The 26,320-nt window shown below is 57.2% G+C and carries 20 protein-coding genes; 15 read left to right on the top strand and 5 right to left on the bottom strand.

Annotation, left to right across the window (positions count from 1 at the left end; translation table 11 throughout):
• The first annotated feature begins 26 nt into the window (after window positions 1-26).
• From clpX to nrdR, 4 genes are all read left to right on the top strand, one after another.
• Window positions 27-1,346 carry an ATP-dependent Clp protease ATP-binding subunit ClpX gene (gene clpX / locus J3352_RS02235; RefSeq protein ID WP_097771158.1) on the top strand — a complete coding sequence of 440 codons (1,320 nt, stop codon included), beginning with the start codon at window positions 27-29 and terminating at the stop codon, window positions 1,344-1,346.
• Window positions 1,347-1,564: 218 nt separating this feature from the next.
• Complete coding sequence (locus J3352_RS02230) at window positions 1,565-2,848, top strand: aminotransferase class I/II-fold pyridoxal phosphate-dependent enzyme (protein WP_098922302.1); 1,284 nt, start codon at window positions 1,565-1,567, stop codon at window positions 2,846-2,848.
• An 87-nt stretch (window positions 2,849-2,935) separates the two neighbouring features.
• Window positions 2,936-5,281 (top strand): protein translocase subunit SecF, encoded by a 2,346-nt coding sequence (gene secF, locus J3352_RS02225; RefSeq protein WP_156065757.1) that lies wholly within the window; start codon window positions 2,936-2,938, stop codon window positions 5,279-5,281.
• 48 nt (window positions 5,282-5,329) lie between these two features.
• Window positions 5,330-5,797, top strand: coding sequence for a transcriptional regulator NrdR (gene nrdR, locus J3352_RS02220; RefSeq protein ID WP_005934334.1), 468 nt, complete (start codon window positions 5,330-5,332; stop codon window positions 5,795-5,797).
• A gap of 98 nt (window positions 5,798-5,895) precedes the next feature.
• Here nrdR and J3352_RS02215 read toward each other — a convergent pair whose 3' ends face one another.
• Window positions 5,896-6,264 (bottom strand): DUF4363 family protein, encoded by a 369-nt coding sequence (locus tag J3352_RS02215; protein ID WP_156065755.1) that lies wholly within the window; start codon window positions 6,262-6,264, stop codon window positions 5,896-5,898.
• On the bottom strand, window positions 6,261-6,968 hold the full coding sequence (locus J3352_RS02210; protein ID WP_156065753.1) for a DUF421 domain-containing protein: 708 nt from the start codon (window positions 6,966-6,968) through the stop codon (window positions 6,261-6,263). Before J3352_RS02210 ends, J3352_RS02215 begins: the two co-directional genes overlap by 4 nt.
• 66 nt (window positions 6,969-7,034) lie before the next feature.
• Here J3352_RS02210 and J3352_RS02205 point away from each other — a divergent pair, with 66 nt between their 5' ends.
• From J3352_RS02205 to J3352_RS02195, 3 genes are all read left to right on the top strand, one after another.
• Complete coding sequence (locus J3352_RS02205; protein WP_156065751.1) at window positions 7,035-8,489, top strand: spore germination protein; 1,455 nt, start codon at window positions 7,035-7,037, stop codon at window positions 8,487-8,489.
• Window positions 8,490-8,560: 71 nt separating this feature from the next.
• Window positions 8,561-9,316, top strand: a complete 756-nt coding sequence (locus J3352_RS02200) for a hypothetical protein (protein WP_156065749.1) — start codon at window positions 8,561-8,563, stop codon at window positions 9,314-9,316.
• Window positions 9,313-10,299: a hypothetical protein gene (locus J3352_RS02195; RefSeq protein WP_156065747.1), complete on the top strand. Its 987-nt coding sequence runs from the start codon at window positions 9,313-9,315 to the stop codon at window positions 10,297-10,299. The genes J3352_RS02200 and J3352_RS02195 overlap by 4 nt, the downstream gene beginning before the upstream one ends.
• Here J3352_RS02195 and J3352_RS02190 read toward each other — a convergent pair.
• The 3 genes from J3352_RS02190 to J3352_RS02180 are packed head-to-tail and all read right to left on the bottom strand — an operon-like array spanning window position 10,296 to window position 14,130.
• Window positions 10,296-11,645, bottom strand: coding sequence for a cell wall metabolism sensor histidine kinase WalK (locus J3352_RS02190; RefSeq protein WP_156065746.1), 1,350 nt, complete (start codon window positions 11,643-11,645; stop codon window positions 10,296-10,298). The genes J3352_RS02195 and J3352_RS02190 overlap by 4 nt on opposite strands.
• Entirely contained in the window at window positions 11,642-12,331 is a 690-nt protein-coding gene (locus J3352_RS02185; RefSeq protein WP_005934321.1) for a response regulator transcription factor, read from the bottom strand. The genes J3352_RS02190 and J3352_RS02185 overlap by 4 nt, the downstream gene beginning before the upstream one ends.
• A complete protein-coding gene (locus tag J3352_RS02180) occupies window positions 12,328-14,130 on the bottom strand; it encodes a Na/Pi cotransporter family protein (RefSeq protein WP_005934320.1) in 1,803 nt (600 codons plus the stop codon). The genes J3352_RS02185 and J3352_RS02180 overlap by 4 nt, the downstream gene beginning before the upstream one ends.
• Before the next feature lie 328 nt (window positions 14,131-14,458).
• Here J3352_RS02180 and hprK point away from each other — a divergent pair, with 328 nt between their 5' ends.
• The 8 genes from hprK (at window position 14,459) to ligA (ending at window position 26,309) form a co-directional block, all read left to right on the top strand.
• Window positions 14,459-15,394: an HPr(Ser) kinase/phosphatase gene (gene hprK, locus J3352_RS02175; RefSeq protein WP_005934318.1), complete on the top strand. Its 936-nt coding sequence runs from the start codon at window positions 14,459-14,461 to the stop codon at window positions 15,392-15,394.
• Between the two features lie 27 nt (window positions 15,395-15,421).
• A complete protein-coding gene (gene murB / locus J3352_RS02170; RefSeq protein WP_005934317.1) occupies window positions 15,422-16,360 on the top strand; it encodes a UDP-N-acetylmuramate dehydrogenase in 939 nt (312 codons plus the stop codon).
• Between the two features lie 13 nt (window positions 16,361-16,373).
• Window positions 16,374-17,237: an RNase adapter RapZ gene (gene rapZ / locus J3352_RS02165; RefSeq protein ID WP_097771954.1), complete on the top strand. Its 864-nt coding sequence runs from the start codon at window positions 16,374-16,376 to the stop codon at window positions 17,235-17,237.
• 36 nt (window positions 17,238-17,273) lie between these two features.
• Entirely contained in the window at window positions 17,274-18,218 is a 945-nt protein-coding gene (gene whiA / locus J3352_RS02160) for a DNA-binding protein WhiA (RefSeq protein ID WP_156065744.1), read from the top strand.
• A complete protein-coding gene (locus tag J3352_RS02155; RefSeq protein ID WP_156068730.1) occupies window positions 18,215-21,730 on the top strand; it encodes a DNA polymerase III subunit alpha in 3,516 nt (1,171 codons plus the stop codon). Before whiA ends, J3352_RS02155 begins: the two co-directional genes overlap by 4 nt.
• 238 nt (window positions 21,731-21,968) lie before the next feature.
• Window positions 21,969-22,943, top strand: a complete 975-nt coding sequence (pfkA, locus tag J3352_RS02150) for a 6-phosphofructokinase (protein WP_097771144.1) — start codon at window positions 21,969-21,971, stop codon at window positions 22,941-22,943.
• Window positions 22,944-23,231: 288 nt separating this feature from the next.
• Entirely contained in the window at window positions 23,232-24,185 is a 954-nt protein-coding gene (locus tag J3352_RS02145) for a ketopantoate reductase family protein (protein WP_097771955.1), read from the top strand.
• Between the two features lie 126 nt (window positions 24,186-24,311).
• Entirely contained in the window at window positions 24,312-26,309 is a 1,998-nt protein-coding gene (gene ligA / locus J3352_RS02140; RefSeq protein ID WP_097771956.1) for an NAD-dependent DNA ligase LigA, read from the top strand.
• The last annotated feature ends 11 nt before the right edge of the window (window positions 26,310-26,320 follow it).

The following is a 26,320-nucleotide window of genomic DNA, read 5'->3' as shown; positions in this document are numbered from 1 at the left end:
AAGACCCAGAATAAGGAATAACAGTTATGGCAAACAACAATTCCGGCAAAAATGAAAAAGACCTGGTGTGCAGCTTCTGCGGCAAGCATCAGGACGAAGTGGAACGGATGATCATCGGCCCCGGTGTCAACATCTGCAGCGAGTGCATCGGCCTGTGCCATGATCTGCTCTCGGATCAGCCGGAGCACCCGGAAGCAAACGGCCGCCCGGGCCGCGGCGCAAGCCGTACCCGGATGCAGGCTGTGGATGGTCTGGATATCAATATCCTGACCCCGGCTGAGATCAAGAACGGGCTGGACCAGTATGTCATTGGTCAGGATGAGGCCAAGCGTGTGCTGGCGGTCTCCGTTTACAACCATTATAAGCGCATCCTGAGCGGCAAAGGTGCGGATGTGGAACTGCAGAAGTCCAACGTTCTGCTGCTGGGCCCCTCCGGTGTCGGCAAGACTCTGCTGGCTCAGACCCTGGCCAAGATGCTGGGGGTGCCCTTCGCCATTGCGGATGCCACCACCCTGACCGAGGCCGGTTATGTGGGTGAGGATGTGGAGAACATCCTGCTCAAGCTGCTTCAGGCGGCGGATTTTGATGTGCAGAAGGCACAGGTGGGTATCATCTACATTGATGAGATCGACAAGATCACCCGTAAGAGCGAGAATCCCTCCATCACCCGTGATGTGGGCGGCGAGGGTGTGCAGCAGGCGCTGCTGAAGATCCTGGAGGGCACCGTGAGCAACGTGCCGCCCAACGGCGGCCGCAAGCACCCCCAGCAGGAGTTTATCCAGATCGATACCACCAACATCCTGTTCATCTGCGGCGGTGCCTTTGATGGCCTGGATAAATACATCCTGCGCCGCACCGATCGCTCTGCACTGGGCTTCGGCAGCAGCCTGAAGGACAACTCCGAGGATGCCCAGCGTGCCCTGCTGCGCAAGGTGGAGCCTCACGATCTGGTCAAGTTTGGCCTGATCCCTGAGCTGATCGGCCGTCTGCCGGTCATCACCGTGCTGGATGATCTGGACGAGGACGCACTGGTACGCGTGCTCAAGGAGCCCCGCAACAGCCTGGTCAAGCAGTACAAAGAGCTGCTGAGCATGGACAGTGTAGAGCTGGAGTTCACCGACGAGGCCCTCCACGCGATCGCCCGCAAGACCATTGAGCGCAAGACCGGTGCCCGCGGTCTGCGCAGCGTCATGGAAGGCATCCTGCTGCCTGTCATGTATGATGTGCCCAATGACCCCACCATCATCCGTGTCACCATCGACAAGGACACCGTGGAGGGCGGCGAGGCCCATCTGGAATACGGCGCTGTGCGCAAACGGTATAAGAACCAGACCGCCCTGAGCTGATATCTGCACTCTGCAGACAGCAGGGAAGGGATGCCCTGCCAAATGCTTCGGCTTTGGCGGGGCTTTTTTTGCAATTCGCTTGTTTCGCGCCCGGAGTTGCGGTATAATATTAAAGTCTGGATGACTGTGGTGGGAGAACTCTCTGGCAGGAACTCCTGAAACACCCGGCATCGGATACTGTGGGAAATTGGAAGTACGATAAAGGAGTGTGTTTTTCAATGGCAAACTATCTTGAGATGAATCGTGAGGAGCTCACTGCCGAAAAGGCAAAGCTGAATGAGCAGTACAAAAAGTTTCTGGCCATGAACCTGAAGCTGAACATGGCCCGTGGCAAGCCCGGCCCTCACCAGATGGATCTGGCAATGGGTCTGCTGCAGATGAACGATTACACCACCGACGCAGGCACCGATGCCCGCAACTATGGTGATCTTGAGGGCCTGCACGAGGCCCGTGTCCTGTTTGCGGATGTGTTCGGTGTCAAGCCCGAGGAAGTGTTCGTGGGCGGCAACTCCAGCCTGCAGCTGATGTACAACCTCATCAACATTGGCTATGTGTTCGGCTTCCCTGAGTCTCCCTGCCCCTGGTCTCAGGTGGAAAAGCGCAAGTTCCTCTGCCCGGTGCCCGGCTATGACCGCCACTTTGCCATCACCGAGGAGTACGGCTTTGAGCTGATCAGCGTGCCCATGACCCCCAATGGCCCCGATATGGACATTGTGGAGAAGCTGGTGGCCGAGGATGACACCATCAAGGGCATCTGGTGCGTGCCCCAGTATTCCAACCCGGATGGTTATACTTACAGCGATGAGACCATTGACCGGATGGCCAAGATGAAGACCGCTGCTCCTGATTTCAAGATCTTCTGGGATGAGGCTTACATCGTCCACCACCTGACCGAGGAGATCATCGAGACCCCTGTTCTGTTGAACGAGAGCAAGAAGTACGGCACGGAGAACCGTGTGTTCATGTTCACCTCCACCAGCAAGATCACCTTCCCCGGTGCAGGTGTTTCCGCCATTGCATGCAGCGTGGACTCCATGAAGTATATGTGCAAGCGCTTCTCCGTGATGATCATCAGCTATGATAAGATGAACCAGCTGCGCCATGTCCGCTTCCTGAAGAACAAAGAGGGTGTGCTGGCCCACATGGCAAAGCACCGCCGCCGCCTGATCCCCTGCTTTGATGCCGTCAAGACGGCCTTTTCCGAGGAGCTGACCCCCTGCGGCGACATCGCTCACTGGACGAACCCCAAGGGCGGTTACTTCATCAGCCTGTACGTTATGCCCGGCTGCGCCAAGCGTGTGGCCCAGCTGTGCAAGGAGTGCGGTCTGACCCTGACCGGTGCCGGTTCCGCCTATCCCTACCACAAGGACCCGCAGGATTCCCACCTGCGTATCGCGCCCACCTATCCCAGCCTGGACGAGGTGGAGACCGCATCTGATCTGCTCTGCGTCTGCGTAAAGCTGGCAGTCATCGAAAAGCTACTGGCCGAAAAGGCAGAGTAAGCGTTTTATTCTGCAAAAAATCTCCTCCGTGCAGAGGTTTTTCTGCGCGGCGGAGGTTTATTATATTTTGGAGGTTTCCTGTTTTTTATGAAGACGAAAGGCAAAGCATGGCAGCTTGTTGTCACAGTGCTCCTGGTCGCCGCGTTTGTCTACACGGCATTCTTTGGTGTGGCAGTCAAGTACGGTGATGTGACCAAGACCTACATCAAGGGAGCGCAGGATATCCGCTTTGGCGTGGATATCAAGGGCGGTGTCAACGTAACGTTTGCCCCCTCGGACAACTACGATGCCACCGATGATCAGCTGGACGCTGCCCAGCTGGTCATTGAGAATCGTCTGGTCGGCCTGAACGTGACCGACTACGAGCTGTATGTGGATTATGACTCCGACCGCCTGATCCTGGAGTTTCCGTGGCAGTCCGGCGAGACCGATTTTGACCCCGAAGCCGCCATTGAAGAGATCGGCAGCACCGCCTACCTGACTTTCCGCAAGGGAAGCAGTGCAGACGGCGAACTGATCCTGGACGGCTCCATGGTCGAGAGCGCAGCTGCTCAGTACGGCCCGGTGAGCGGCAGTACATCCGAATATTATGTGGCCCTCAAGTTCAACGACGAGGGTGCCAAGGCCTTCGGGGATGCCACCACGGAGCTCTACCAGAGCAGTGGAACCATCAGCATCTGGCTGGATGATCAGAACGTGAGCACCGCAACGGTCAATGCGGCCATCACCGATGGTGCCGCCATCATCACCAGTTCCGCGTCCAATCCCTTCACGCAGGAGGACGTGGTCAAGATGGCCCGCCAGATCAATTCCGGTGCACTGCCTTTTGCCCTGACTGTGGACAGCTATTCCACTGTCAGCCCCAGCCTGGGCGAGAACAGCCTGAGCGCCATGGTGCTGGCCGGCCTCATTGCCTATGCCCTCATCGTGGTGCTGATGACGCTGCTGTATCGTCTGCCCGGCTTCCTGGCCTGCATTGCACTGGCCGGTCAGGTGGCGGCAACGTTGGCTTTCGTCTCCGGCTATTTCCCGGTGTTTGAGAGCTTTACCCTGACTCTGCCAGGCATCGCAGGTATCATCCTGGCCATTGGTATGGGTGTGGATGCCAATGTCATCACCGCCGAGCGTATCAAGGAGGAGCTGAACAACGGCAAATCTCTGGATGGCGCGCTCAAGAGCGGCTTTGCCCGCGGTCTGACCCCCATCATTGATGGCAACGTGACCATCGTCATTGTGGCGATCGTGCTGATGGGTGCCTTCGGCCCCTCTGACGGCCTGTTCGCCAAGGCTCTGCACTTCGTGTTCTTTGCCTTTGGGCCCTCCACCGCAGGCACCATCTACGCTTTTGGCTACACGCTGCTGACCGGCGTTCTGCTGAACTTTGTGTTCGGCGTGTTTGCCACCCGTGTGATGATCCGCGGTGCAGCCTCCATCAAGGCCCTGCGGAATCCCTGGCTCTATGGTGCTGTCAAACCCGGCAAGGAAGTCAAGGAAAAGAAGCCCATCGACTTTGTGGGCCTGCGCAAGCGCTTCCTGACCATCTCCACCTGCCTGATGGCGGCCATCATCCTGTGTGCTGCAGTGTTCGGTGTCCGGCTGGATACGGAGTTTACGGGCGGTGCCATGATCACCCTGAGCTATCAGGGTGAGATCAGCACCTCCGAAGTTCAGAAGACCGCCTCCACCGCACTGGAAAACAACGGCCTGACCCTGCAGACCGGCGAGAATGTCGCCACCGGGGAGCAGACCCTGAAGATCTCCATGCCCGGCAACGAGACCGTGACCACCGATCAGGTGGAGAATCTGCTGACCTCCCTGAACGAACAGTACCCGGACAATGCCTTTGCCCAGCTGTCCCTGAGCAATGTCAGCGCTGCCATGGGCACCAAGTTCCTGCAGAAGAGTCTGGTGGCTGTGGTGTTCTCCCTGCTGCTCATCCTGCTGTATATCGGCTTCCGTTTCAAGAAGATCGGCGGCCTGACCGGTGGCCTGATGGCTGTGCTGGCCCTGTTGAACGACCTGATGGTGGTGTTTGGCACCTTTGTGCTGCTGCGCACCCCGCTGGACGGCAACTTTATTGCCGCCATGCTGACCATTCTGGGCTACTCGATCAACGATACGGTTGTGGTCTATGACCGCATCCGCGAGAACCGTGCCCTGATGGGGAAAAAGACCCCGTTCGAGGAGCTGGTCAACCACTCGGTCAACCAGTCTGCCCGCCGTACCATCATCACTACGGTGACCACTGTAATGGCACTGGGAGTGATGTGCGTGGTCTCCAAGCTGTACGGTCTGGACAGCATCTTTACCTTTGCCTTCCCGCTGATGATGGGTATGCTGAGCGGCGTGTATACCTCGCTCTGTGTTTCCACCTCCGCCTGGGTGCTGTGGAACGACCGCAAGAGCAAAAAGGCTGAAACCAAAAAAGCCTGACCGTGTTTTGCCCGACAGGCCAAGAACCAACATCAGGAGGAACGATTTATGAAATGTCCCTATTGCGGCGATGAGGAATCCAAGGTCATCGATTCCCGCCCGACCGAAGACGGTGAGCGGATCCGCCGCCGCCGCGAGTGTCTGCGCTGCCGCATGCGGTTTACGACCTATGAAGTGGTGGAGACCGTCCCGCTGATCGTCATCAAAAAGGATAACTCCCGTGAGCCTTTTGATCGTCAGAAGCTGCTCAACGCAATGCTGAGGGCCTGCGCCAAGCGCCCGGTGAGCTACGATGCACTGGAACGGGCTGTCAGCAGCATTGAGCAAAGCCTGATGAGCTCCTATGACCGCGAGGTATCCAGTGTGCGCATTGGTGAACTGACCATGCAGGAGCTGAAAAAGATCGATGAAGTGGCCTATGTCCGCTTTGCTTCGGTTTACCAGCAGTTTGCCGATGTCGAGAGCTTTTTCACAGAGCTGAAAAAGCTGATGGGCGACCGCAAAGAGAAAAACTAAGGTTCCAGCGTTAAAAGCCAGACTTTTTCGTGAACTTCACGAGAAAGCCTGGCTTTTTGTTGTGCTCACCTCAAATGTTCAGCTCAGTACAAATACCCTCAAAGAATACGATGGGAGAGCCAGGCCAGGGTCTCTACCTGAACCTGCGCCCGGCGCAGTTCCCCGAAGGCTTCCTCGGGTGCATTCAGTTCCAGATGGCCATCGGCGGCGCGCAGGGCGGCTTCCAGCTCCGTGAAGTCCTGCGTGCGGAGCAGGTGGTTCATGCCCTCCCGCATGGTGTCGCAGAGCTCGGCTCCTTCGGCCAGTGCCTGCCGTGCACCGGTCAGATCGCTGTTCCGGATATCCTCCATGGCGGTGTCGATGTCATTGGAGATATCCTCCGCGAATTGCTGTACCCGGAAGCTGCTGTAAAAGGCTGCCGCCAGCAGCAGGACTACGATGCCAATGCAGACATAAATACGTTTCATGCCGCACCCCCTTGCCGGAGCCCCGCCGTTTGACGAGGATCCTTTTTCAGCAGAAAATAATCCTCGGTATCGTTGCCCGCCAGGATCAGGATCTCTTCCAGAAGCAGGCTGTTGGCCTGTGCGGTGCGTTCCAGCCAGGCAGCATCCTTGCCGCAGGTGGTCAGGTTTTCGGCAAGCACCTGCCCGTCCAGCACAAAGGGGATGGTGGCCTGTGCCCGCTGTACCCTTGCCCCAAGGTCGGCGAGGGTAGCCGGTTCCTTTTCCGGGCGCAGAGCCACCGAGAGACTGCCGTTGGTCTCCACGACCGCATAGGAGACATCCCGGGGGTCGAACACATCTTTGCCGCGCAGCGCCTCCATCAGATCGGCGGCAGTCAGCCGCAGGGTGCGCAGAGCGTTCTGATCGATCTTACCATTCAGGATGACGGTTTTGGGCCGCCCGGACATCAGGTTGAAAAAGCGCTGGCTTCTGAAGCTGAGGATCGATCCCAGCAGCTCCAGCGCTGCAATGAGAAAGAGGGGAATCAGACTGGCTGTGACCGGCACTTCTTCAGATTCAATGGAGATGGAAGCCAGATTGGAGATGAGGATGGTGGATACCAGTTCCTCAGGCTGCAGTTCCCCCAGCTGACGTTTGCCCATCAGCCGCATGGCAAACAGGACGCAGAGATAGATCAGAATGGTACGGAAGATCAAGAGTTTCAAACCGGAACACCTCCCAGCGTATAACCGCCGCCCCGGCGGACAAGCTACCAGAAAGGGGGCGGCAAAATGGAACAGCTTTCCAGCCATCTGGCGGCAAACCTTGCGGAGCTCAACGCTAGGTTTGGCCAATCGGCAGATTTTTATGCGAAGGAGCTTGAGCTTTACCACTGCAAAGGAGCCATCGTTCTGTTTGATGGAATGGCCAGCCTGAAAGGGCTGTGGCAGCTGCTGCTGGATGCCGCCAGCCGCCGCACACCGCCCGGCCCGGCAGAACAGCTGACCGGGGAACAGGTGTTTGCGCTGTTGTTTGAGCACTCCGCACTGCCCGCAGAGCCTGACCCTGTGGAGGACTGGGAGGCCCTGATCCGGCGGATGACAGCGGGCATGGCAGTGCTATTGCTGGACGGATGCGCAAAAGGTATCGCCTTTTCGGTGCAGAGCCTGAACGCCCGCTCGGTGGATGAACCGGCAGGGGAGGGAAATCTCCGCGGCTCCCGGGAAGGCTTTGCGGATCTGCTCCGGGTGAATACCAGTCTGCTGCGGCGGTGCTTCCGCAATGATGCTCTGGTCATTGAGATCAATCAAGCCGATTGTGAGATGAAAACGGAGTATGCTCTCTGTTACTGCCGGGATACGGCAGACCCAAAAGCGGTGCAAAAGGTGCGGCAGACCTTGCAACGGGCCAGGCCGCAGCTGCTTTTGGATTCCAGCTACTTTGTACCATGGCTCTTTCCCTGTAAGATCCGAACCTTTGCTCCTGTGCGCTATACCGAACGGCCTATTGTGGCAGCGGCAAAGCTGCGAGAGGGGAAATTCGTCATTCTGGTCAATGGCAGCCCCTCAGCGCTGATCCTGCCCACCCTGTTCTGCGAAAACTTTGAATGCCTGGATGACTATGCAGGAACGGCCTATTTTGCATCCTTTCTGCGGGTGCTGAAATATATCTCGTTCTACCTGAGCATTTTCCTACCGGGCGTGTTCGTCTGCTGGGCAGTCTACCTGCCAGAACTCCTGCCGCCCCAGCTGCTGTTCAAAATCGAGGCCGCCGAGCAGGCAACGCCGCTGCCGCTGTTTGGGGAAATGCTTCTGGTGATCCTGATGCTGGAGATCATTCGGGAGGCTGGCCTGCGGATGCCCCAGACCCTGGGGCACTCTGTCAGCCTGATCGCGGCCCTCATCATCGGGGATGCCGCCATTGCCGCCGGACTGATGAGCACACCGGTCATCCTGACCGCTGCTGCCGCGTCCATTGCGGTGTTCGTCACGCCCTCGCTTTACGAGGTGGCGACTGTTCTGCGGCTGGTGGTGCTGCTGGCAGCAGGGGTGGCTGGCCCGGTGGGACTTGCCGCCTGCGCACTGGGCGTGTTATTTGGGCTGACCCGGGTCTCGGCGCTGGGTGTGCCCTACCTGCGGGATGTCATCTTCCCCGAGGTGCCGCTCTCGCCGGACGGTGTGACCCGGCGCAGCTACCCAAAACTTTCCCGGCAGCCCTTTACCATTTGGCAAAAACGAGGTGGTTGAAGTTGGAACGATCCTGTTTCTCTGAAAAAACACTGACCTTGAGTGTGCTCACTGCGGAGTTCGCTCGGTGTGTGTTACAGACGGGTGCGCCTGTAACAGCCCGCAGTTTTCTGCTGCGCGGCCTGCCCATGACACTGGCGCTGGTTCTGATCACCGCCCTGACAGCCGGGGCAGAGCAGCGTGCAGACAGTTTTTTGGGTACAGACTTGCGTTCCCGGGTAGTCTGCGGAGGACTGGGACTCTGGTTTGTCTGGGAGGCTGTGGAGACCTTCCGTCAGGCGCAGGAGCTTTGCTGGGGGAATTTTTCTTCCATGGCCATGCTGGGGCTTCTCCCGCTGCTGCTCTGGGCAGGATGGAAGCTGGAACCTTCGGTACTGGTCCGCTGTGCGCCGATCCTGTGCTGGGCGGCGGCACTGACGGTTCTGCTCTGCCTGCTGGGGCTGAATGGCCAGTTCCACTGGGAAAGTCTGATGATGCAAGCTGATGCTCAAACGATTATCCTGCCTCTGTATCCGGAATACTTCGCCCTACCGCTGTTCTGCCCGGCAAAGCAGGTGCGGTACGCTGTCTGGCTTCCGGTGAAAGCTTTTATACTGGCTGGCAGCTTTGCGCTCTGTACGGAACTGGTGTTTGGGGCAGGGAATGCCCTGCCCGGCATCGAGCTTCTGCAGGCGGGCAGGCTGGGCAGCATCTCCCGGTTTGATGCCCTTGTGCTGCTGGTCTGGTTGGCAGCGGCAATGTTCCGGTTCTGCGTGCTGGTGCAGGTGGTGCGTCAATTGGCCGGGCGGCTGTGGGGCAGGGCTACGCCTGCGGAGAACAACGCATGACGGGCCAACAACGTGCCCTCCGGTGGCTGGCGGCAGGGGTGCTGGTGCTCTGGTGCGGGGTGTTTTTGCGGGCAGAGAATACCGAGAAAAGCATGGTGCGTGCCCTGATTCTTACCCCGCCCACAGTGGTGGCACAGAGCTGGACGGTGGGTCTGCTCTACCAGTTTCCGGAAGCCGCTGCCGATGCCTCTGATGCCGCCGCACAGGTGCAGCTCTGCACCGGGCAGGGAAACACCCTGCAAACGGCTCTGACTGAAGCCGAGCGTGGCCTACCCTGTAAAGCAAGCTACCGGCTGTGCGAGTATCTGCTTTTGAATGCCGAAACAACTTTAAAAACCATTCGACAGGCGGAGACCGTGTTGAAAGAGGAACCGGTACAAGGGCTGTCTGCCCGCATTTTTTGCGCGGAGCTTTCCGGGGAAGAACTGGCCGCAGCAGACGGAGAAAACGAACTGTTCCCGGAACGACTTTTGCAGGTCGTGAAAGAAGCTGCACCGCAGGCTCCGCACCTATACGAGAGCCGGAACGCTCTTTTGGCTCCGGTGCTTATCCTGACGGATGGTGCCATTGAAAACACGGAGGAAATGCTTCTGCTCACCGAAACAGGAAACACCCGGCTCACCCCGGCAGAGAGCCAGATGGCACAATTGCTGCTGGGTCAGAGCGGAGAACACACTTTTCCGCTGGGCAGCGGGCAGGTGACGTTCCGGCGCTGTGTGGTATCGGTGGAAGCTGTAGAAGATGGCTTTGCCGTGACCTTGACCGGCCAGCGCAGGGCAGGCACAGCTCTGCCCACAGCAGCACAGTGTGCGGCGCTGGAGCAACTCTGCGTGCAGACCGTTCAGCGCTGCTGGGAAAACGGGTATGATCTGCTCTCTCTGGGAGCAGTCCGGGCGCTGAAGCAGGGAACAGGGCGAGAAGCGCTGACAACAAAAAACGCCTGCCCGCAGGTGCAGGCAGACGTGAGCTTTTTGCAGTTTTAGTGGGCGGTCTCAAAAACGACGGTGATGGTGGTGCCAACGTTCACTTCGCTTTCCAACTTGATGCGGGCGTTGTGGATGCGGGCAATATGCTTGACAATAGCCAGCCCCAGACCGGTGCCGCCGGTGGCCTTGCTCCGGCTCTTATCCACCCGGTAGAAGCGTTCGAACACGCTGGACTGCGCGTCTTTCGGGATACCGATGCCGTTATCCTTGACGGTCAGGGTACAATGGCCGTCCCGGGTGCAGGAGGTGATGAGCTGGACCTTGCCGCCGGGTCGATTGTAGCGGATGGCGTTGTCGCACAGGTTCTGGCACAGCTCATCCAGCTGATCCCGGTTGCCAAGTACTCTGGCGCTCTCTCCCAGATAGGTAAGAGAAATAAAAGAGCGCTGTGCGTTCAGTTTCTGACGCTCCACACAATCCTTGGCCACATCCAGCAGATCGACCGTTTCCATGTCGGGCTGTGCATGGGTCTCGCTGACGCTGTCCAGGTGCGACAGCTGCAGGATATCGTTCACCAGCTGGATCATCCGGCTGGCTTCTACATGGATCTTCCGGCCAAACTCGGGCACATCGGCGGGTTTGGCAATGCCGGTCTCAATGAGTTCCGCATAGCCGGAAATACTGGTCAGCGGCGTTTTCAGCTCGTGGCTGACATTGGCCGTGAAATCCTGCCGCATTTTCTCGTTGTTTTCCCGGAGCAGCCGATCAGAATGGATGCTCTCAGCAAAGGGGATGAGTTCCCGGTAGGGAACGTTTTCCTGAATGTGCTCAAGGTCATCCGTCATTTTCAGAATGGGCTGGACAAGACTGCGGGGCAGCAGCCCGGCAATCAGCGCTGCGGCACCCATCATCAGGATGCAGCTCAGGATGATGGCGGGCAGGGCCGCGTCGTAGATTGACCAGATGGTCTCAGAATCCTGGGCCACACGCAGGATATCGCCGCCGGGCAGCAGCATGGCGTAATAGTAGGTCTCGTACCCCATGGTCTGGGAATCGCGGCAGTTACGGCCTACACCCTCCCGCATGGCCTGCTGGATCTCCGGGCGGGACAGATGGTTTTCCATCTGCTGGTCAGTGGCGGATTCGAACACCACACTGCCATCTGCTGCGATCAGGGTAATGCGCAGGTCTCCGTTGACGAACACGGAGAGCTGATCCGGAGAGGAAAGCTGCTCGTATCCGGCGGAAACCAGATCAGCCTGATGCTCCAGCGAGGTCCACGCCTGTTCCCGGAACGCTTTGTGAAAGACGAAGAGACAGAGCACGGCGGTGCAGACCAGACCGACGAAGCCCATGAAAAACAGCCGGTAACTGATTTTTTCTTCCATGCTCTGCGGTTTCATTCTTCCTCGCCCTCCTCATTGTCGGCCAGCTTGTAGCCGACCTTGCGCACGGTACAGATATATCTGCCCGCGTCCCCCAGCTTTTTGCGCAGGGTGCGGATGTGCATATCCACGGTGCGGCTTTCAACAGAAATATCGGTGCCCCATACCACCTGCAGAATGGTCTCGCGGGTCACGACAAGGTTCGTGTTTTCCAGCAGCAGGCGCAGCAGACTGTATTCCTTGTAAGTCAGGTCAATATGGGTGCCGTTCACAGTCACGCTGTGGCGGGCGTTGTCCAGCAGGATCTCATGGAAGGCATAAACATTCTGCTTTTCCTCGGGGGCAGAGCGGCGCAGGGCGGCCCGCACCCGGCTCAGAAATTCCATGATGCCAAAAGGCTTAGTGATGTAATCATCTGCACCGCAGTCCAGCCCGCGCACGGTATCCAGCTCGCTGGATTTTGCTGTGACCATGATGATGGGCAGGCGGCGCAGAGCAGGGGTATTGCGGAGCTTTTTCAGGATGGAAAAACCGTCCTCACCGGGCAGCATCACATCCAGAATGACCAGCTCAGGCTCCGCGGCGCGCATGGCCTGCCAGAAAGGCTCAGAGGTTTCAAAGCTCTGTACTCCGTATCCGCTGGATTGCAGTGCATATTGCTCCAGCTCGCGGATGGCGGCATCGTCTTCTACAATGTAGATCATTTGTTGGATTCCTCCTTTGCGGCTGCGGGTGCAGTGTCGCTGTCAGGGAAGAGATAGCGCTCACGGTAACGATCCAGACGGCGCTGGAACTGTTCACTTTCCTTGGTCTCGTTGCCGTAGCGCAGGTCGTTCAGATAAGCGTGGGTATCAAAGCTGTCCTGTGCCACCTCGATCTGGGCAACAGCCACATTGCTGCAGTGGTCGCAGACACGCTCGTAGTTGGTCAGCAGATCTTCCAGAACAAAACCATATTCAATGGAACAGCTGCCGGTCTGCAGGCGGGCCACATGGCGGGCCTTGATGGCACGCACCAGTTCATCCACAACGGTCTCCAGCGGCTCGACCTTGCCGGCCAGATGCAGATCGCCTTTGCGGAATGCATCGGTGGTGCGGCTCAGCACATCCTGCACGGCCCCCTCCAGCACCTGCAGTTCCTCCTGTGCATCCTTGGAAAACTCAATGCTCTTGGCGTGGATCTCTTCGGCGGAGCTCAGAACATTTACAGAGTGATCGCTGATGCGCTCAAAATCGCTGATGGTGTGGAGCAGAGTGTTCACACTCTGGCTGTCGGCATGGCTCATTTCACGGCTGGACAGCTTGACGAGATAGGTGCCCAGTGCATCCTCATATTTGTCCACCTTTTCCTCTTCCTCCCGCACCTTCTGGGCAAGGGAATCGTCCCACTTGTGGGTCAGGCTCATGGCCTGCACCACGCCCACACGGGCCAGCTCGGCCATGTCTGCAGTGGCGGCGCGGGCACGCTCCACAGCCACGGCGGGAGTGTTCAGCAGGCGCTCATCCAGCAGAGCAAAGCTCTCTTTTTCGGCATCGTCCGGAATGGTGAGGATGGCCAACTTTTCCAGCCCATTTGCAAAGGGCAGCAGAACAGCGGTGGCCGTTAGGTTGAAGATGGAGTGGACCACGGCAATGCCCCAGGCAGTGACTGTCTCATTGACAAAGGCAAAGTCAAGCAGCAGGTTTGCACCATAGAAAATAGCCAGGAACAGGGTGACACCGATGATGTTAAAGTACAGGTGCACCATGGCGGCGCGGCGGGCATTCTTGTTGGCACCCACAGAGGAGATCAGCGCGGTGACGCAGGTGCCGATGTTCTGGCCCATGATGATGGGGATGGCACTGCCGTAGGTGATGACACCGGTGGCGCTCAGTGCCTGCAGGATACCAACGCTGGCACTGGAGCTCTGGATGATGCCGGTGACAACGGCCCCCACCAGAACGCCCAGCAGAGGATTGGAGAAGCGGATAAACAAGCTGGTGAACCACGCCTCGTTCTGCAGGGGAAGCACAGCATTGGACATGGTGGTCATACCGGTCATCAGCACAGCAAAGCCGATCAGAATGGTGCCAACACCCTTGCGCTTTTCGCTTTTGCCCATGTACAGAAGGATGCCGATAAAGGCCAGCACCGGGCTGAAGGAGGTGGGCTTGAGCATATTGATCAGGAAGCTGTCGCCCTGCAGGCCGGAAAGGCTCAGAATCCAGCTGGTGACCGTGGTGCCCACATTGCTGCCCATGATAACGCCGATGGCCTGATGCAGCTCCATGATGCCGCTGTTGACAAAGCCGACCACCATAACGGTGGTGGCGCTGGAGCTCTGGATCACGGCAGTGACGCACAGACCCAGGAAAAAGCCCTTGAGCGGGTTGTCAGTCAGTTTGCTCAGGACCTTTTGCAGCTGGCCGCCGGCCTGCTTTTCCAGCGCCTTGCCCATGATGTCCATACCGAACAGGAACAAGGCCAGGCCGCCCAGCAGGGAAAATACATTAAAAACAGTCATTTGAAGTTCCTCGCTTTGTTTGACACGTTTATTTGACGGAATGTTCTCCTATTTATGAGTATAGAGCCTGAATGTAAAATCGGAAATCCAGAGAATGTAAAAAGCGTGTAAAGTGAATGACTGTTTCCCGGTGCAGGGATGTACCATCTCTATTATAAAGGGATATGAGGGAGGATGCAACGGGATGCAGGCTCCAGAATGAAGATTTTCCGGCAGAATCATTGTAATCCGAAACCATCTCGTTTATAATAAGGGAAAGAAAAAGCGTGCCCCGCACCCGGTGTGCTGCCGGGCAGGGAGAGGAAACATTTGTGCAGGAGGAAGAACGATGGCGAATTTCAATGTTTCGCTGAAGAAGCTGACGGAAAAGGTCAGTCTGGATGTGGTCTACACCCCGAAAGGGCTGGAAGAGATCAATGTCGAGATTGCGGAGGTCAACCGCCCGGGCCTGTTCCTTGCCGGATACTATGATTACTTTGATAAGCTCCGGCTGCAGATCCTGGGTCTGGCCGAGATGAACTTTCTTTCTGGTCTTTCTGCCGAGAAGCGGTACGAGCGGCTGGACCAGCTGTTCGGCCAGCAGCCTCCGGCTGTCATCGTCTGCCGCAGTGAGGAACTGGAACCATTTCCCGAGATGCTGGAACTGGCTCAGAAGCACGGGGTGGCCCTGCTCCGCTCCAACGAGATGACCTGCACCCTGATGGGCAGTCTGATCAGCGTGCTGAATCTGGAGCTGGCACCCCGCATCACACGCCACGGCGTGCTGGTGGAGGTGTATGGTGAAGGGATCCTGATCCTGGGCGACAGCGGCATCGGCAAGAGTGAGCTGGCCATTGAGCTGGTCAAGCGCGGCCACCGTCTGGTGGCGGATGACGCGGTGGAGCTGCGCAAGGTCTCCAACCGCCAGATCATGGGCACAGCTCCGGAGAACATCCGCCATTTTATCGAGCTGCGCGGCATCGGCATCGTCAATGTGGCCCGTGTGTTCGGCGTGGGTGCGGTCAAGGAGAGCGAGAGCCTGGATCTTGTGGTCCAGCTGGAAGCATGGGACCCCACCAAGAACTATCAGCGCACCGGACTGGAGAGCGAATATTACGAGATTTTGGGCGTGAACATCCCCAGCACCAGCATCCCGGTCTCCCCGGGACGCAACCTGGCCGTTGTGCTGGAAACCGCCGCCATCAACAACCGCCAGAAGCGGATGGGCTATAATGCCGCCAAGGAGCTGCTGATCCGTCTGGGTCTGGACGGCACCGTTGAATGAAGATTACAGATAAAGGAATCCTGTTTTATGGAACGATTGAAACAACAGCTGCAGGCGGAGGAGATCCGCTTTGCCGAGAACGAATCCCTTGCTGCCCACTGCACCTTTAAAATTGGCGGCCCGGCGGATGTTTTTGCCCGGCCGGAGACGGAGGAACAGCTCTGCCGCGTGATCGCACTGTGCAAAGCGTGCGACGTGAAATATTACCTGCTGGGCAACGGCAGTAACATCCTGTTTGAGGATGGGGGCTACCGGGGCGTGGTCGTGGATACCACGGCTCTGAAAATGGGAATCGGTTTTCTGGAAAACGTCAGCCATCCGGGTGCAGAGCCTGGGGCGGTCTACGATGCAGTCATCGCAGGTGCGGGCTTGAAGCTTTCTGCTCTGTGTAAGGCGGCGCTGGACAGCAGCCTGACTGGCCTGGAATTTGCTTATGGCATCCCCGGCACAGTGGGTGGTGCAGTTTATATGAATGCCGGTGCCTACGGCGGAGAGATGAAGGATGTGCTGGTCTCTGTGACGTATCTGACCAGAGAAGGTGAGATCGTGACAGAAGATGCCGCAAACCTCGACCTCTCCTACCGGCACAGCATCTTTGAGGAAAACGGCGGCTGCATCCTGAGCGCAAAGTTCCACCTGAAGCGTGGAGATTCGGCAGCCATCAAGGCCCGGATGGATGAGCTGATGCAGAAGCGCATCGATAAGCAGCCGCTGGATAAGCCCAGCGCCGGCAGCACCTTCAAGCGGCCGGTGGGAGCGTTTGCGGCTGCCCTCATCGACCAGTGCGGCCTGCGGGGCTATCGCCACGGCGGTGCTGCCGTCAGCGAGAAGCACTGCGGGTTTGTGGTGAATCTGGGCGGCGCGACCTGCGCTGATGTGCTGGCCCTCTGCGATGAGGTGCGGGCAGTCGTAAAGGAAAAGACCGGGTACGACCTGGAAAAGGAAATTCGAGTGGTCAAGGCATAAGAGGGAAAATGGTATGGATCTTCTGATCGTCAGCGGGCTTTCCGGTGCGGGAAAATCGGTTGCGATGAACGCACTGGAGGATATCGGCTTTTTTTGTATCGACAATGTTCCGGCAGAGCTTCTGCCCAGCATCACGGCGTTCTCCAAGGCAGGCGATAACCAGCTCAAGCGGGTAGCGCTCTCCATGGATGTGCGCGGCTGCCACACCAGCGAGCAGATCGAACAGGCGCTGCACCAGCTGGATGAGCAGGGCATCGAGTATGAGATCTTATTCATCGATGCCCCGGATGATGTACTGATGCGCCGTTACAGCGAGACCCGCCGCCGCCATCCCATCAGCATTGCCGAGGGAATCTCCACCCGGGAAGCGCTGGCAAAGGAACGGCAGATCCTGCAGCCCTTCCGGGAGCGGGCAGACTACACCATCAACACGGAGTTTCTCTCCACGGCCCAGAACAAGGAGCGCATTTGTAATTTGTTTGCGCCAGATGGCGGGGCAAAGGCAGCAATGCGGCTCACCGTGATGTCCTTCGGCTTCAAGTTCGGCATCCCAGAGGATGCGAACCTGGTGCTGGATGTCCGCTGCCTGCCCAACCCTTTCTATATCCCGGAGCTCAAGCATAAAACGGGGCTGGATGAGGAAGTGGTGGATTTTGTCATGGGTCACCCGGAGGCAAAGGAACTGCTGCGCAGGTACGAAAGCTTTCTGGAGTATGCGCTGCCCCTCTATGTCAAGGAGGGGAAAAGCCAGCTGACCATTGCAGTGGGCTGCACGGGCGGCAAGCACCGCTCGATCACCTTTGCGCGGAAAATCGCGGAATATTGCAAACAACTGGGCTATCAGACCGGCATTCAGCACCGTGATGCGGCGCGCTGACCCGGCAGAGCCCGTGAGAACAGAAATGAGAGCGACATGAGTTTTGCATCCCAGGCACGGGAAGAGATCGCACAGCGCAGTTTGCAGCTGCAAAAGGATTGCTGTGTGCGGGCGGCAGCCTATGGCATCGCCTGCTTTGCCAAATATTTTGATGCACGGGGCCTTGTGCTGCAGACTGAACAGGAGCTGACCGCCCGTGTGGCCGAACAGTTGTTTGCCCGCTGCGGCGTGCAGGGCGCGGTGCTGGAAAAGCCCCGCCCCAGCGGTGTGGTATATGAGTTCGGCATCCGGGAACCGGAGCAGGTGCGCCGGATGCACGAGCTGTTCGGCACCACGGGCAGCGAGACAAGCTTGCAGATCGACCCGGGGCTCATCCGGTGTCAGACCTGCGTGAGTGCCTATATCAGCACGGCGTTCCTGTGCGGCGGCACTGTGACGGACCCACAGAAGGAGTATAATCTGGAATTTCTGACCGGACGCACCAACCTTGCAAAGGATTTTGAGGCCCTGCTTGCTGAGCATGAATTTGCGCCCCACCGTACCCGCCGCAACGGCGTAAACCTGATTTACGTCAAAAGCAGCGCCAGCGTGGAGCGCATCCTTGCGTTTATGGGAGCGGCAGAAGCTTCGGCCCGGATGAATGCCCAGAAGGCAGTCAAGCAGCTGCGCAACCAGATCAACCGTCAGACCAATTGTGATACCGCAAATCTGGGCAAAACGGCCCGGGCCAATGCCCAGACCACCCGTGCAATCCGTTTTTTGCAGGAGCAGGGTGCGCTGGAAACACTGCCCGAGGTCTTGCAGCAGGCTGCGGCCATGCGAATGGAAAATCCGGACTTGTCCCTGACAGCTCTGTGTGCCTGTTTTGACCCGCCCGTGAGCAAATCGGGGCTTTCGCACCGGATGAAGAAGCTGGAAGCGCTGGCAGAGGATCTGCGCAGAAGATTGGAAGAAAACGCGGAAAAGGAGGAAACGAAATGATCGAACCCAGTGAGGGCAATAAGCAGGGAAGAGACTTCGTCCACCTCCATATCCATACAGAATACAGTCTGCTGGACGGTGCCTGCCGCATTGACCAGCTGATGGATCGGGTGAAGGAGTGCGGCCAGACTGCCATTGCCTGCACCGACCACGGTGTGATGTACGGCTGTGTGCAGTTTTACAAGGCAGCCAAAAAGGCGGGCATCAAACCCATCATCGGCTGTGAGGTCTATGTGGCCACCCGCACCCGCTTTGATAAGGTGAACAAGATCGATGGCAACAATCATCTGATTCTGTTGTGCAAGAACGAGACAGGCTATAAAAACCTTGCCAAGCTGGTTTCTGCCGCCTTTATCGAGGGCTTCTACTCCAAGCCGCGTGTGGATAAGCAGCTGCTGGAACAATACCACGAAGGCCTCATCTGCCTGTCTGCCTGCCTGGCGGGTGAGATCCCGCAGGCGATCCTGTCCGGCGATTACGAGCGCGCTAAGGCTTCTGCCTTGTGGTATCGCGACCTCTTTGGTGAGGGCAATTACTACATTGAATTGCAGGATCACGGGCTGGAAGAGGATAACATTGTGCTGCCTCAGCTCATCAAGCTGGCACGGGAGACCGGCATCCCTATGGCAGCCACCAACGATTCCCACTACCTGCGCAAGGAGGATGCCAAGATGCAGGCGATCCTGCTCTGCATCCAGACCGGAAAAACCATGCAGGATGCCGACCGTATGGAGTTCCAGACCGACGAATTCTACGTTAAAACAACGGATGAGATGTACGATCTGTTTGCCATGGTGCCGGATGCCTGTGCCAACACACAGATCATTGCCGACCAGTGCAATTTTGATTTTGAGTTTGGTAACACCAAAATTCCGTATTATAAGGCCCCCGGCGGCATGGACAACCAGGCGTTCTTTGAAAAGCTCTGCTGGGAGGGTCTGGAGCGCCGCTACGGTTCCAATGTGCCGCAGGCCAACAAAGACCGTCTGAACTACGAGATCAGTGTCATCAAGACGATGGGCTATACCAACTATTACCTTATCGTCTGGGATTACGTCAACTATGCCAAGAGCCAGGGGATCCCGGTGGGCCCGGGCCGTGGCTCCGGTGCGGGCAGTATCGCAGCATACAGCGTGGGCATCACTGACATTGACCCCATTCGCTATAACCTGATCTTTGAGCGCTTCCTGAACCCGGAACGTGTCAGTATGCCCGATTTCGACGTGGACTTCTGCTACGAGCGCCGCCAGGAGGTGATCGACTACGTCAACCGCAAGTATGGCGCTGATCATGTAGCTCAGATCGTTACCTTTGGCACCATGGCTGCCCGCAATGCGATTCGCGATGTGGGCCGTGTGATGGGAATGCCGTATCAGGAAGTGGATGTAGTGGCAAAGCAGGTCCCGGCGGAGCTCAAAATGACCATCAAACATGCGTTGGAGGTCTCACCGGAGCTCAGGCGGATGTATGAAACGGACCCGAAGGTGACGGAACTGCTCGACACTGCCATGAAGGTGGAGGGAATGCCCCGCCACGCTTCTACCCATGCAGCCGGTGTTGTGATTACCCCGGAACCAACGGATTACTATCTGCCCCTTGCCACCAACGATGGCCTGCCCGTGACCCAGTTCAACATGACGGAGATCGAGGAGCTGGGCCTGCTGAAGATGGACTTCCTCGGCCTGCGCACCCTGACGGTCATCCGGGATGCGGAGCTGGCCATTCAGAAAAAAGAACCGGATTTCTCCATCGCCAAGCTGGATTATGACGATCCTGAAACCTACAAAATGCTCTCCCGGGGTGAGACCGAAGGCGTGTTCCAGCTTGAATCCTCGGGTATGAAGCAGGTGCTGGTGGGCCTGCAGCCGCAGAATTTGGAAGATGTCATCGCTCTGATCAGCCTGTACCGCCCCGGCCCGATGGATTCCATCCCGACCTACCTGCGCAACCGCCATGAACCGGACAAAATCAGCTATAAGACCCCGCAGCTGGCCCACATTCTGGATGTGACCAATGGCTGCATCGTCTATCAGGAACAGGTCATGCAGATCTTCCGGGAGCTGGCGGGCTTTTCGTTCGGGCAGGCAGATAATGTCCGCCGTGCCATGAGCAAGAAGAAACACGCTGTGATGGAGGCGGAGCGGGAACATTTTGTCCACGGCTGCACAGACCCCGGCAACGAGTGCCCGGGCTGTGTGGCAAACGGCATCTCGGAAAAGGTTGCAAACGAAATTTACGATGAGATGTCCAGCTTTGCATCCTACGCCTTCAACAAGAGTCATGCCGCCTGTTATGCCTATGTGGCATTCCAGACAGCCTACCTCAAGTGCCATTACCCCAGCGAGTTTATGGCTGCGCTGCTGACCAGTGTCCTGGACAACACCGGCAAAGTCATCGAGTATTCCGGCGAGTGCGCCCGGCTGGGGATCAAGGTCCTGCCGCCGGATATCAATATCTCGGGCAGCGGCTTTACTGCAGAGGACAGCGGTCGGATCCGGTTTGGCCTGAACGCCGTAAAAAATGTCGGCACCCGGCTGATCGAGCGCTCCGTAGAGGAGCGGCAGGAAAAGCCTTATACCAGCCTGTACGATTTCTGCAAACGGATGCATGGTACCGAGCTGAACCGCCGCACTGTGGAAAGCCTCATCAAGGCCGGTGCCTTTGATAATCTCGGCTCCAACCGCCGCAGTCTGGTCGAAGCAACTGAGGGCGTACTCAAGAGCATCGAGAGTGACAGCCGGAAGAATCTGGATGGTCAGATCGACCTCTTCTCGATGATGAGCGGCACGCACGATACGTCTGCCACCGACAGCTATGAGATCAAGCCCTGCCCTGAGTATACCCACGCCGAGCTGCTCCAACAGGAGAAAGAGGTCAGCGGCTTGTACCTTTCCGGTCATCCGCTGGATGCCTACCGGGAGCAGTCGGCTCAGTTTGCCACCCACACCATCAAAGCTCTGACCGGTGAGGATGCCAATGTGCCGGACAATAGCCATGTCCGCATCGTCTGCACCATCGTCAAGAGCAAAATGGTGACAACAAAGACTAACAGCATGATGGCCTATACCAGCGTAGAGGATCTGACCGGCACCATGGAGGTCATCGTGTTCCCGCGCACACTGGAAACATTCCGGGACGTGCTGCACGATAACGCGGTCGTGGTCATTGAGGGCCGCCTGTCTATCCGAGAGGATGAACCTGCCCGCCTGGTCGCCGAGAGTATCTCGCCCATTGAGGGCTATAACCCCGTCAGGCCGCAGGCCAACCGCCCTAATCAGATGCGGGATGCAGCCCGGCGGCTCTACGTCCGGCTGCCCTCCCGCACGAGCCCGGAGTACGCCAAGGTGGTCAATTTGCTGGAGATTTTTGACGGTGATATGCCGGTGATCTTCTATCTGGAGGACACAAAACAGAAGCTGGCGGCTCCCCGCAGGCTGTATACATCAGGGCATCCGCTTTTCTTTGAGGAACTGCAGCGCATCGTGGGCGAAAAGAATGTTGCAACAAAATGACATGCGCAGGAACGATTCAAACCAGGTGCACGTGTGCCAAAAACAACACCAAGACGTACGCCTGTGAATTTTAATAAACTTTTAACGAAGTGCCAAAAAGGTATTGGATTCAAGCGGGAACTGTGTTATAATGTCTAAAGGCAAGTTATGATCTGAGCAAGGCGATGGAGCTGGTGCCCAAAGAGAGAGGGTAAGTGCTCCATAGGTAAATGACGAAACAATTGGAGGGAATCTTTCCATGGAAAAGCAAATCAAAACGATTGGTGTGCTGACCAGCGGCGGCGACGCTCCGGGTATGAATGCTGCAGTTCGCGCCGTTGTCCGTGCAGGCCTGCACAAGGGCTTCCGTATGATCGGCATTCAGCGCGGCTACAATGGCCTGCTGGACGGCGAGTGCTTTGAAATGAACCTGCGCAGCGTTTCCAATATCATCTCTGCCGGTGGCACCATCCTGTATACGGCCCGCTGCCTGGAGTTCAAGACCAAGGAGGGTCAGGACAAGGGCGCTGCAAAGTGCCGTGAGCTGGGCATTGACGCGCTGGTGGTCATCGGCGGCGACGGCTCCTACCGTGGTGCCCGTGAGCTGGCACACCGCGGCATTCCGATGATCGGTCTGCCCGGCACCATCGATAATGATATCGCCTGCACCGATTACACCATCGGCTACGATACCGCAATGAACACCGCCCTGGAAATGATCGACAAGCTGCGCGATACCACCCAGAGCCATGACCGCTGCAGCGTGGTCGAGGTCATGGGCCGCAATGCGGGTTACATCGCTCTGAACGTTGCCATTGCCTCCGGTGCCATGGCTGTGCTGCTGCCCGAAAAGGAATTCGATATGCAGCACGACATTCTGGATAAGATCACCGAGACGCAGCGCACCGGTAAGCGCCACTTCATTGTTATCGTTGCCGAGGGCATCGGCCACTCTCAGGAGATCGCCAACGAGATCCAGGCCCGCACCGGCATCGATACCCGTGCTACCATTCTGGGCCATGTCCAGCGCGGTGGCTCTCCCACTCTGCGTGACCGCGTGAATGCTTCCGCAATGGGCTATCACGCTGTCTGCCTGCTGGAGCAGGGTAAGTACAACCGTATCGTTGGTATGAAGGGTGAGCACCTCGTGGATTACCCCGTGGATGAGGCGTTGGAGATGACCAAGACACTGGACCCGGTGCTCATTGACGTTTGTAATACGATTTCTATCTGAGAATAACAGACGTATCTATGTTTTATAACGCGTAAAATCAGCCCCCGGAGAACCGCAAAAAGTTCTCCGGGGGCTTTTTGTTCTGCTTTAAAGCACTTTGGCACCGTTTGCGGTCAATTTGAAGGTTGCGCCCAGCATATCCGCTGCCCCGCGGCACATCAGCATCCGCTGCAATCAAATTGCTGTAAAATCTATGTGCAAAAATAGCTTTGCATTTTCATTTCTCTTTCCAGCAAATCGAATTCGTGCTACAATGGAATCGGACAAATCAAAGAGGGGGAATCTAACATGAAAATACAATCTGTTGCCATTTTGGGCGCTGGAGCGGTGGGCTCTTACATCATCTGGGGGCTTTCTAAAAAGGATAATATCCGTCTGGGTGTGATCGCGGAAGGTGACCGTGCCCGGCGGCTGAAAGAAAGCGGCTGCGCCATCAATGGAGCAGTTTACCGCCCGGAGGTCTGGACCCCGCAGGAAGCGCAGGGCGTAGACCTGTTGGTCGTTGCACTGAAATATGGCTCACTGCCCGGAGCTTTGGAAAGCATCAAGACCGCTGTCGGCAGCAATACCGTTGTGATGAGTCTGATGAATGGTGTGGACAGCGAGGAGCTGATCGCCGCACAGGTGGGTGCAGAGCATCTGCTGTATTCCTTCATCAAGGTTGCGTCTCACAAGGAAGCGGATGGTTACCATTTTGACCCGGATGCAACACTTGGTGTAATCTATGGCGAGCGATTTGCACCGTTTGAGAGTGAACGTGTCAAGGCAGTGCGGGAACTGTTCACGGATTCCGGGGTCAACTTCCGGGTTACGGAACACATTCAGGAAGAGATGTGGAGCAAGTTCCGGCTGAACGTCTGCAACAATCTGCCGCAGGCGATTCTGGGAGCCGGTGTGGGCTGCTACCGGGACAGCGTCCACATGAAAGCCATCAGCGATGGCCTGCGCCGGGAACTGGAAGCCATTGCAACTGCACGGGGCATTGATCTGCGCATCGCAGATGCCGTCAGCCACGGATGCGCTGTTCCTGCCACAGCCCGTTATTCCACTCTGCAGGATCTGGATGCCGGACGGCATACAGAGATCGATATGTTCTCGGGAGCGCTGATGCGGATGGGAAAGGAGCTTGGGATTCCCACGCCGTATAACGAATACACCTACCACATGATCAAGGCCATGGAAGAGAAAAATGACGGCCTGTTCGATTATGATGGCACGGAGGAACCCACCTGGGCAAAATAAAGCGACTGTCTTGTTAGGATTCGGCACGTTCACTCCCGAGTCACCGGCAGCACTTTTGGCTGTATTTTGCTTTTGAAATATGGTATAATTACAGTATTGGTATTGGGAAAAGGAGAGTAAACGAACGTGGAACTGGAACAGGCACGCAAACGCGCGGAAGAGCTACGCGTGATCATTGAAAGGAACAACCGTTTATACTATGATCAGGATGCCCCGGAGCTGGAGGATTTTGAATATGACGCTTTGACCCGGGAGCTGAAAGCATTGGAAGCAGAATTCCCGCAGCTGGTCACTGCGAATTCTCCGACCCAGAAAGTGGGCGGAACCCCCAGCGGGCGCTTTGCCAAGGTGACACATGCTGTGAAGATGGAAAGCCTTTTGGATGCGTTTTCCTTCGATGAACTGCGCGATTTCGACCGCCGGGTACGGGAAGCCGGGATCGAGCCGGAATATGTCGTCGAGATCAAGATCGACGGCCTTTCCTGCAGCTTGGAATATGAGAACGGCGTACTTGTGCGTGCTTCCACCCGCGGCGACGGCGTGGTGGGTGAAGATGTGACAGCCAATGTCAAGGCTATCAAGCGTATTCCAAAGACTTTGAAAAATGCCCCGGAATATCTGGAAGTGCGCGGCGAGGTCTACATGCCGCACGATGCCTTCCAGCACCTTTGTGCGGAACAGGAATTACAGGGTGCGGCACCGTTCAAAAATCCGCGCAATGCTGCCGCAGGGTCTCTGCGTCAGAAGGATTCTAAGATCACCGGCAGCCGGGGGTTGTCCATCTTCGTATTCAACGTCCAGCAGGTGCGGGGCAGGGAACTGACCAGCCATGCCGAAAGCCTCGACTACCTCAAGAGTCTGGGCCTGCCGGTCTCCCCGCGTTATCATATCGTGCATGATATCGAGGATGCCATTGCAGAGATCGAGCAGATCGGCCAGAACCGTGCAGCACTGGATTTTGATATGGACGGTGCTGTGATCAAGGTGAACAACTTTGCACAGCGGGAACTGCTGGGCTCCACCAACAAATTCCCGCGCTGGGCCATTGCGTTCAAGTATCCGCCCGAGGTCAAGGAGACCACATTGCGCAGTATTGAAGTCGGCGTGGGACGCACCGGCGTTCTGACTCCCACCGCCTGTTTTGACCCGGTGTTTCTGGCAGGTACCACGGTTTCCCGTGCCACCCTTCACAATGAAGATTTTATCCGTCAACTGGGTCTGTGTATCGGAGATACCATTCAGGTGCGCAAGGCGGGTGATATCATTCCGGAGGTCATCGGTGTGACCCGCCACGAACCGGACGCTCAGCCTTACCAGATGCCGGAATTTTGCCCTTCCTGCGGTGCTCCGGCAGTGCACCTGGAAGATGAAGCTGCTTTGCGCTGTGTCAACCCGGAATGCCCCGCACAGGCACTCCGCAATATCATCCACTTTGCATCCCGGGATGCCATGGACATCGACGGTCTGGGCACCATGGTCGCCACGCAGCTGGTGGATAAAGGGCTGGTACACTCTGCGGCAGATCTCTATGACTTGACAATAGAGCAGCTGCTCACGCTGGAAAAGTTCAAGGAAAAGAGCGCAAACAATCTTCTGCAGGCGATCGAAGCTTCCAAGCAGAACAATCTGGATAAGCTGATGTTTGCGTTTGGAATCCGCAACATCGGCGATAAAGCCGCCGCATTGCTGGCAGAGCATTTTGGCTCTCTGCAGGCCATCCGGGAAGCAACCGAGGAGCAGATCGGCGAGATTGATGGTTTTGGCGGCGTGATGGCCCAGAGCGTGACTGAATTCTTTGCCAAGGATGGCACAACGGATCTGGTGCACCGTCTGGCCGATGCCGGTGTGAACATGCAATGGAAGGGGGAGCCCAAGGGCGATAAGCTCGCCGGGAAAACGCTGGTCGTGACCGGAACGCTGGAAACACTCTCCCGCAGTGAAGCTGAGGCACTTATCGTAAAGAATGGCGGCAAAGCAAGCGGTTCTGTTTCCAAAAAAACAGCGTATGTGGTGGCTGGTGCCGCCGCAGGTTCCAAGCTGACCAAAGCACAGGCACTGGGTGTGCCTGTGCTGACCGAGGTAGAGTTTCTTGCTATGATCGCAGAGGATAAGTCCCAGCAATAATCAGAAAACCT

The organism is Faecalibacterium sp. Marseille-Q4164 (assembly GCF_017377545.1).
GTDB lineage: Bacteria > Bacillota > Clostridia > Oscillospirales > Ruminococcaceae > Faecalibacterium > Faecalibacterium duncaniae.
This window is presented reverse-complemented; position numbering and strand designations above follow the sequence as displayed.

Excerpts from the sequence above, each read along its gene's own strand:
- J3352_RS02195 (WP_156065747.1), top strand. The coding sequence starts at position 9,313 with ATGACGGGCCAACAACGTGCCCTCCGGTGGCTGGCGGCAGGGGTGCTG.
- murB (WP_005934317.1), top strand. The coding sequence starts at position 15,422 with ATGGAACGATTGAAACAACAGCTGCAGGCGGAGGAGATCCGCTTTGCC.
- rapZ (WP_097771954.1), top strand. The coding sequence starts at position 16,374 with ATGGATCTTCTGATCGTCAGCGGGCTTTCCGGTGCGGGAAAATCGGTT.
- J3352_RS02180 (WP_005934320.1), bottom strand. The coding sequence starts at position 14,130 with ATGACTGTTTTTAATGTATTTTCCCTGCTGGGCGGCCTGGCCTTGTTC.
- J3352_RS02145 (WP_097771955.1), top strand. The coding sequence starts at position 23,232 with ATGAAAATACAATCTGTTGCCATTTTGGGCGCTGGAGCGGTGGGCTCT.
- nrdR (WP_005934334.1), top strand. The coding sequence starts at position 5,330 with ATGAAATGTCCCTATTGCGGCGATGAGGAATCCAAGGTCATCGATTCC.
- hprK (WP_005934318.1), top strand. The coding sequence starts at position 14,459 with ATGGCGAATTTCAATGTTTCGCTGAAGAAGCTGACGGAAAAGGTCAGT.
- J3352_RS02185 (WP_005934321.1), bottom strand. The coding sequence starts at position 12,331 with ATGATCTACATTGTAGAAGACGATGCCGCCATCCGCGAGCTGGAGCAA.
- whiA (WP_156065744.1), top strand. The coding sequence starts at position 17,274 with ATGAGTTTTGCATCCCAGGCACGGGAAGAGATCGCACAGCGCAGTTTG.
- secF (WP_156065757.1), top strand. The coding sequence starts at position 2,936 with ATGAAGACGAAAGGCAAAGCATGGCAGCTTGTTGTCACAGTGCTCCTG.
- J3352_RS02215 (WP_156065755.1), bottom strand. The coding sequence starts at position 6,264 with ATGAAACGTATTTATGTCTGCATTGGCATCGTAGTCCTGCTGCTGGCG.
- J3352_RS02155 (WP_156068730.1), top strand. The coding sequence starts at position 18,215 with ATGATCGAACCCAGTGAGGGCAATAAGCAGGGAAGAGACTTCGTCCAC.
- J3352_RS02230 (WP_098922302.1), top strand. The coding sequence starts at position 1,565 with ATGGCAAACTATCTTGAGATGAATCGTGAGGAGCTCACTGCCGAAAAG.
- J3352_RS02190 (WP_156065746.1), bottom strand. The coding sequence starts at position 11,645 with ATGAAACCGCAGAGCATGGAAGAAAAAATCAGTTACCGGCTGTTTTTC.
- pfkA (WP_097771144.1), top strand. The coding sequence starts at position 21,969 with ATGGAAAAGCAAATCAAAACGATTGGTGTGCTGACCAGCGGCGGCGAC.
- J3352_RS02205 (WP_156065751.1), top strand. The coding sequence starts at position 7,035 with ATGGAACAGCTTTCCAGCCATCTGGCGGCAAACCTTGCGGAGCTCAAC.
- clpX (WP_097771158.1), top strand. The coding sequence starts at position 27 with ATGGCAAACAACAATTCCGGCAAAAATGAAAAAGACCTGGTGTGCAGC.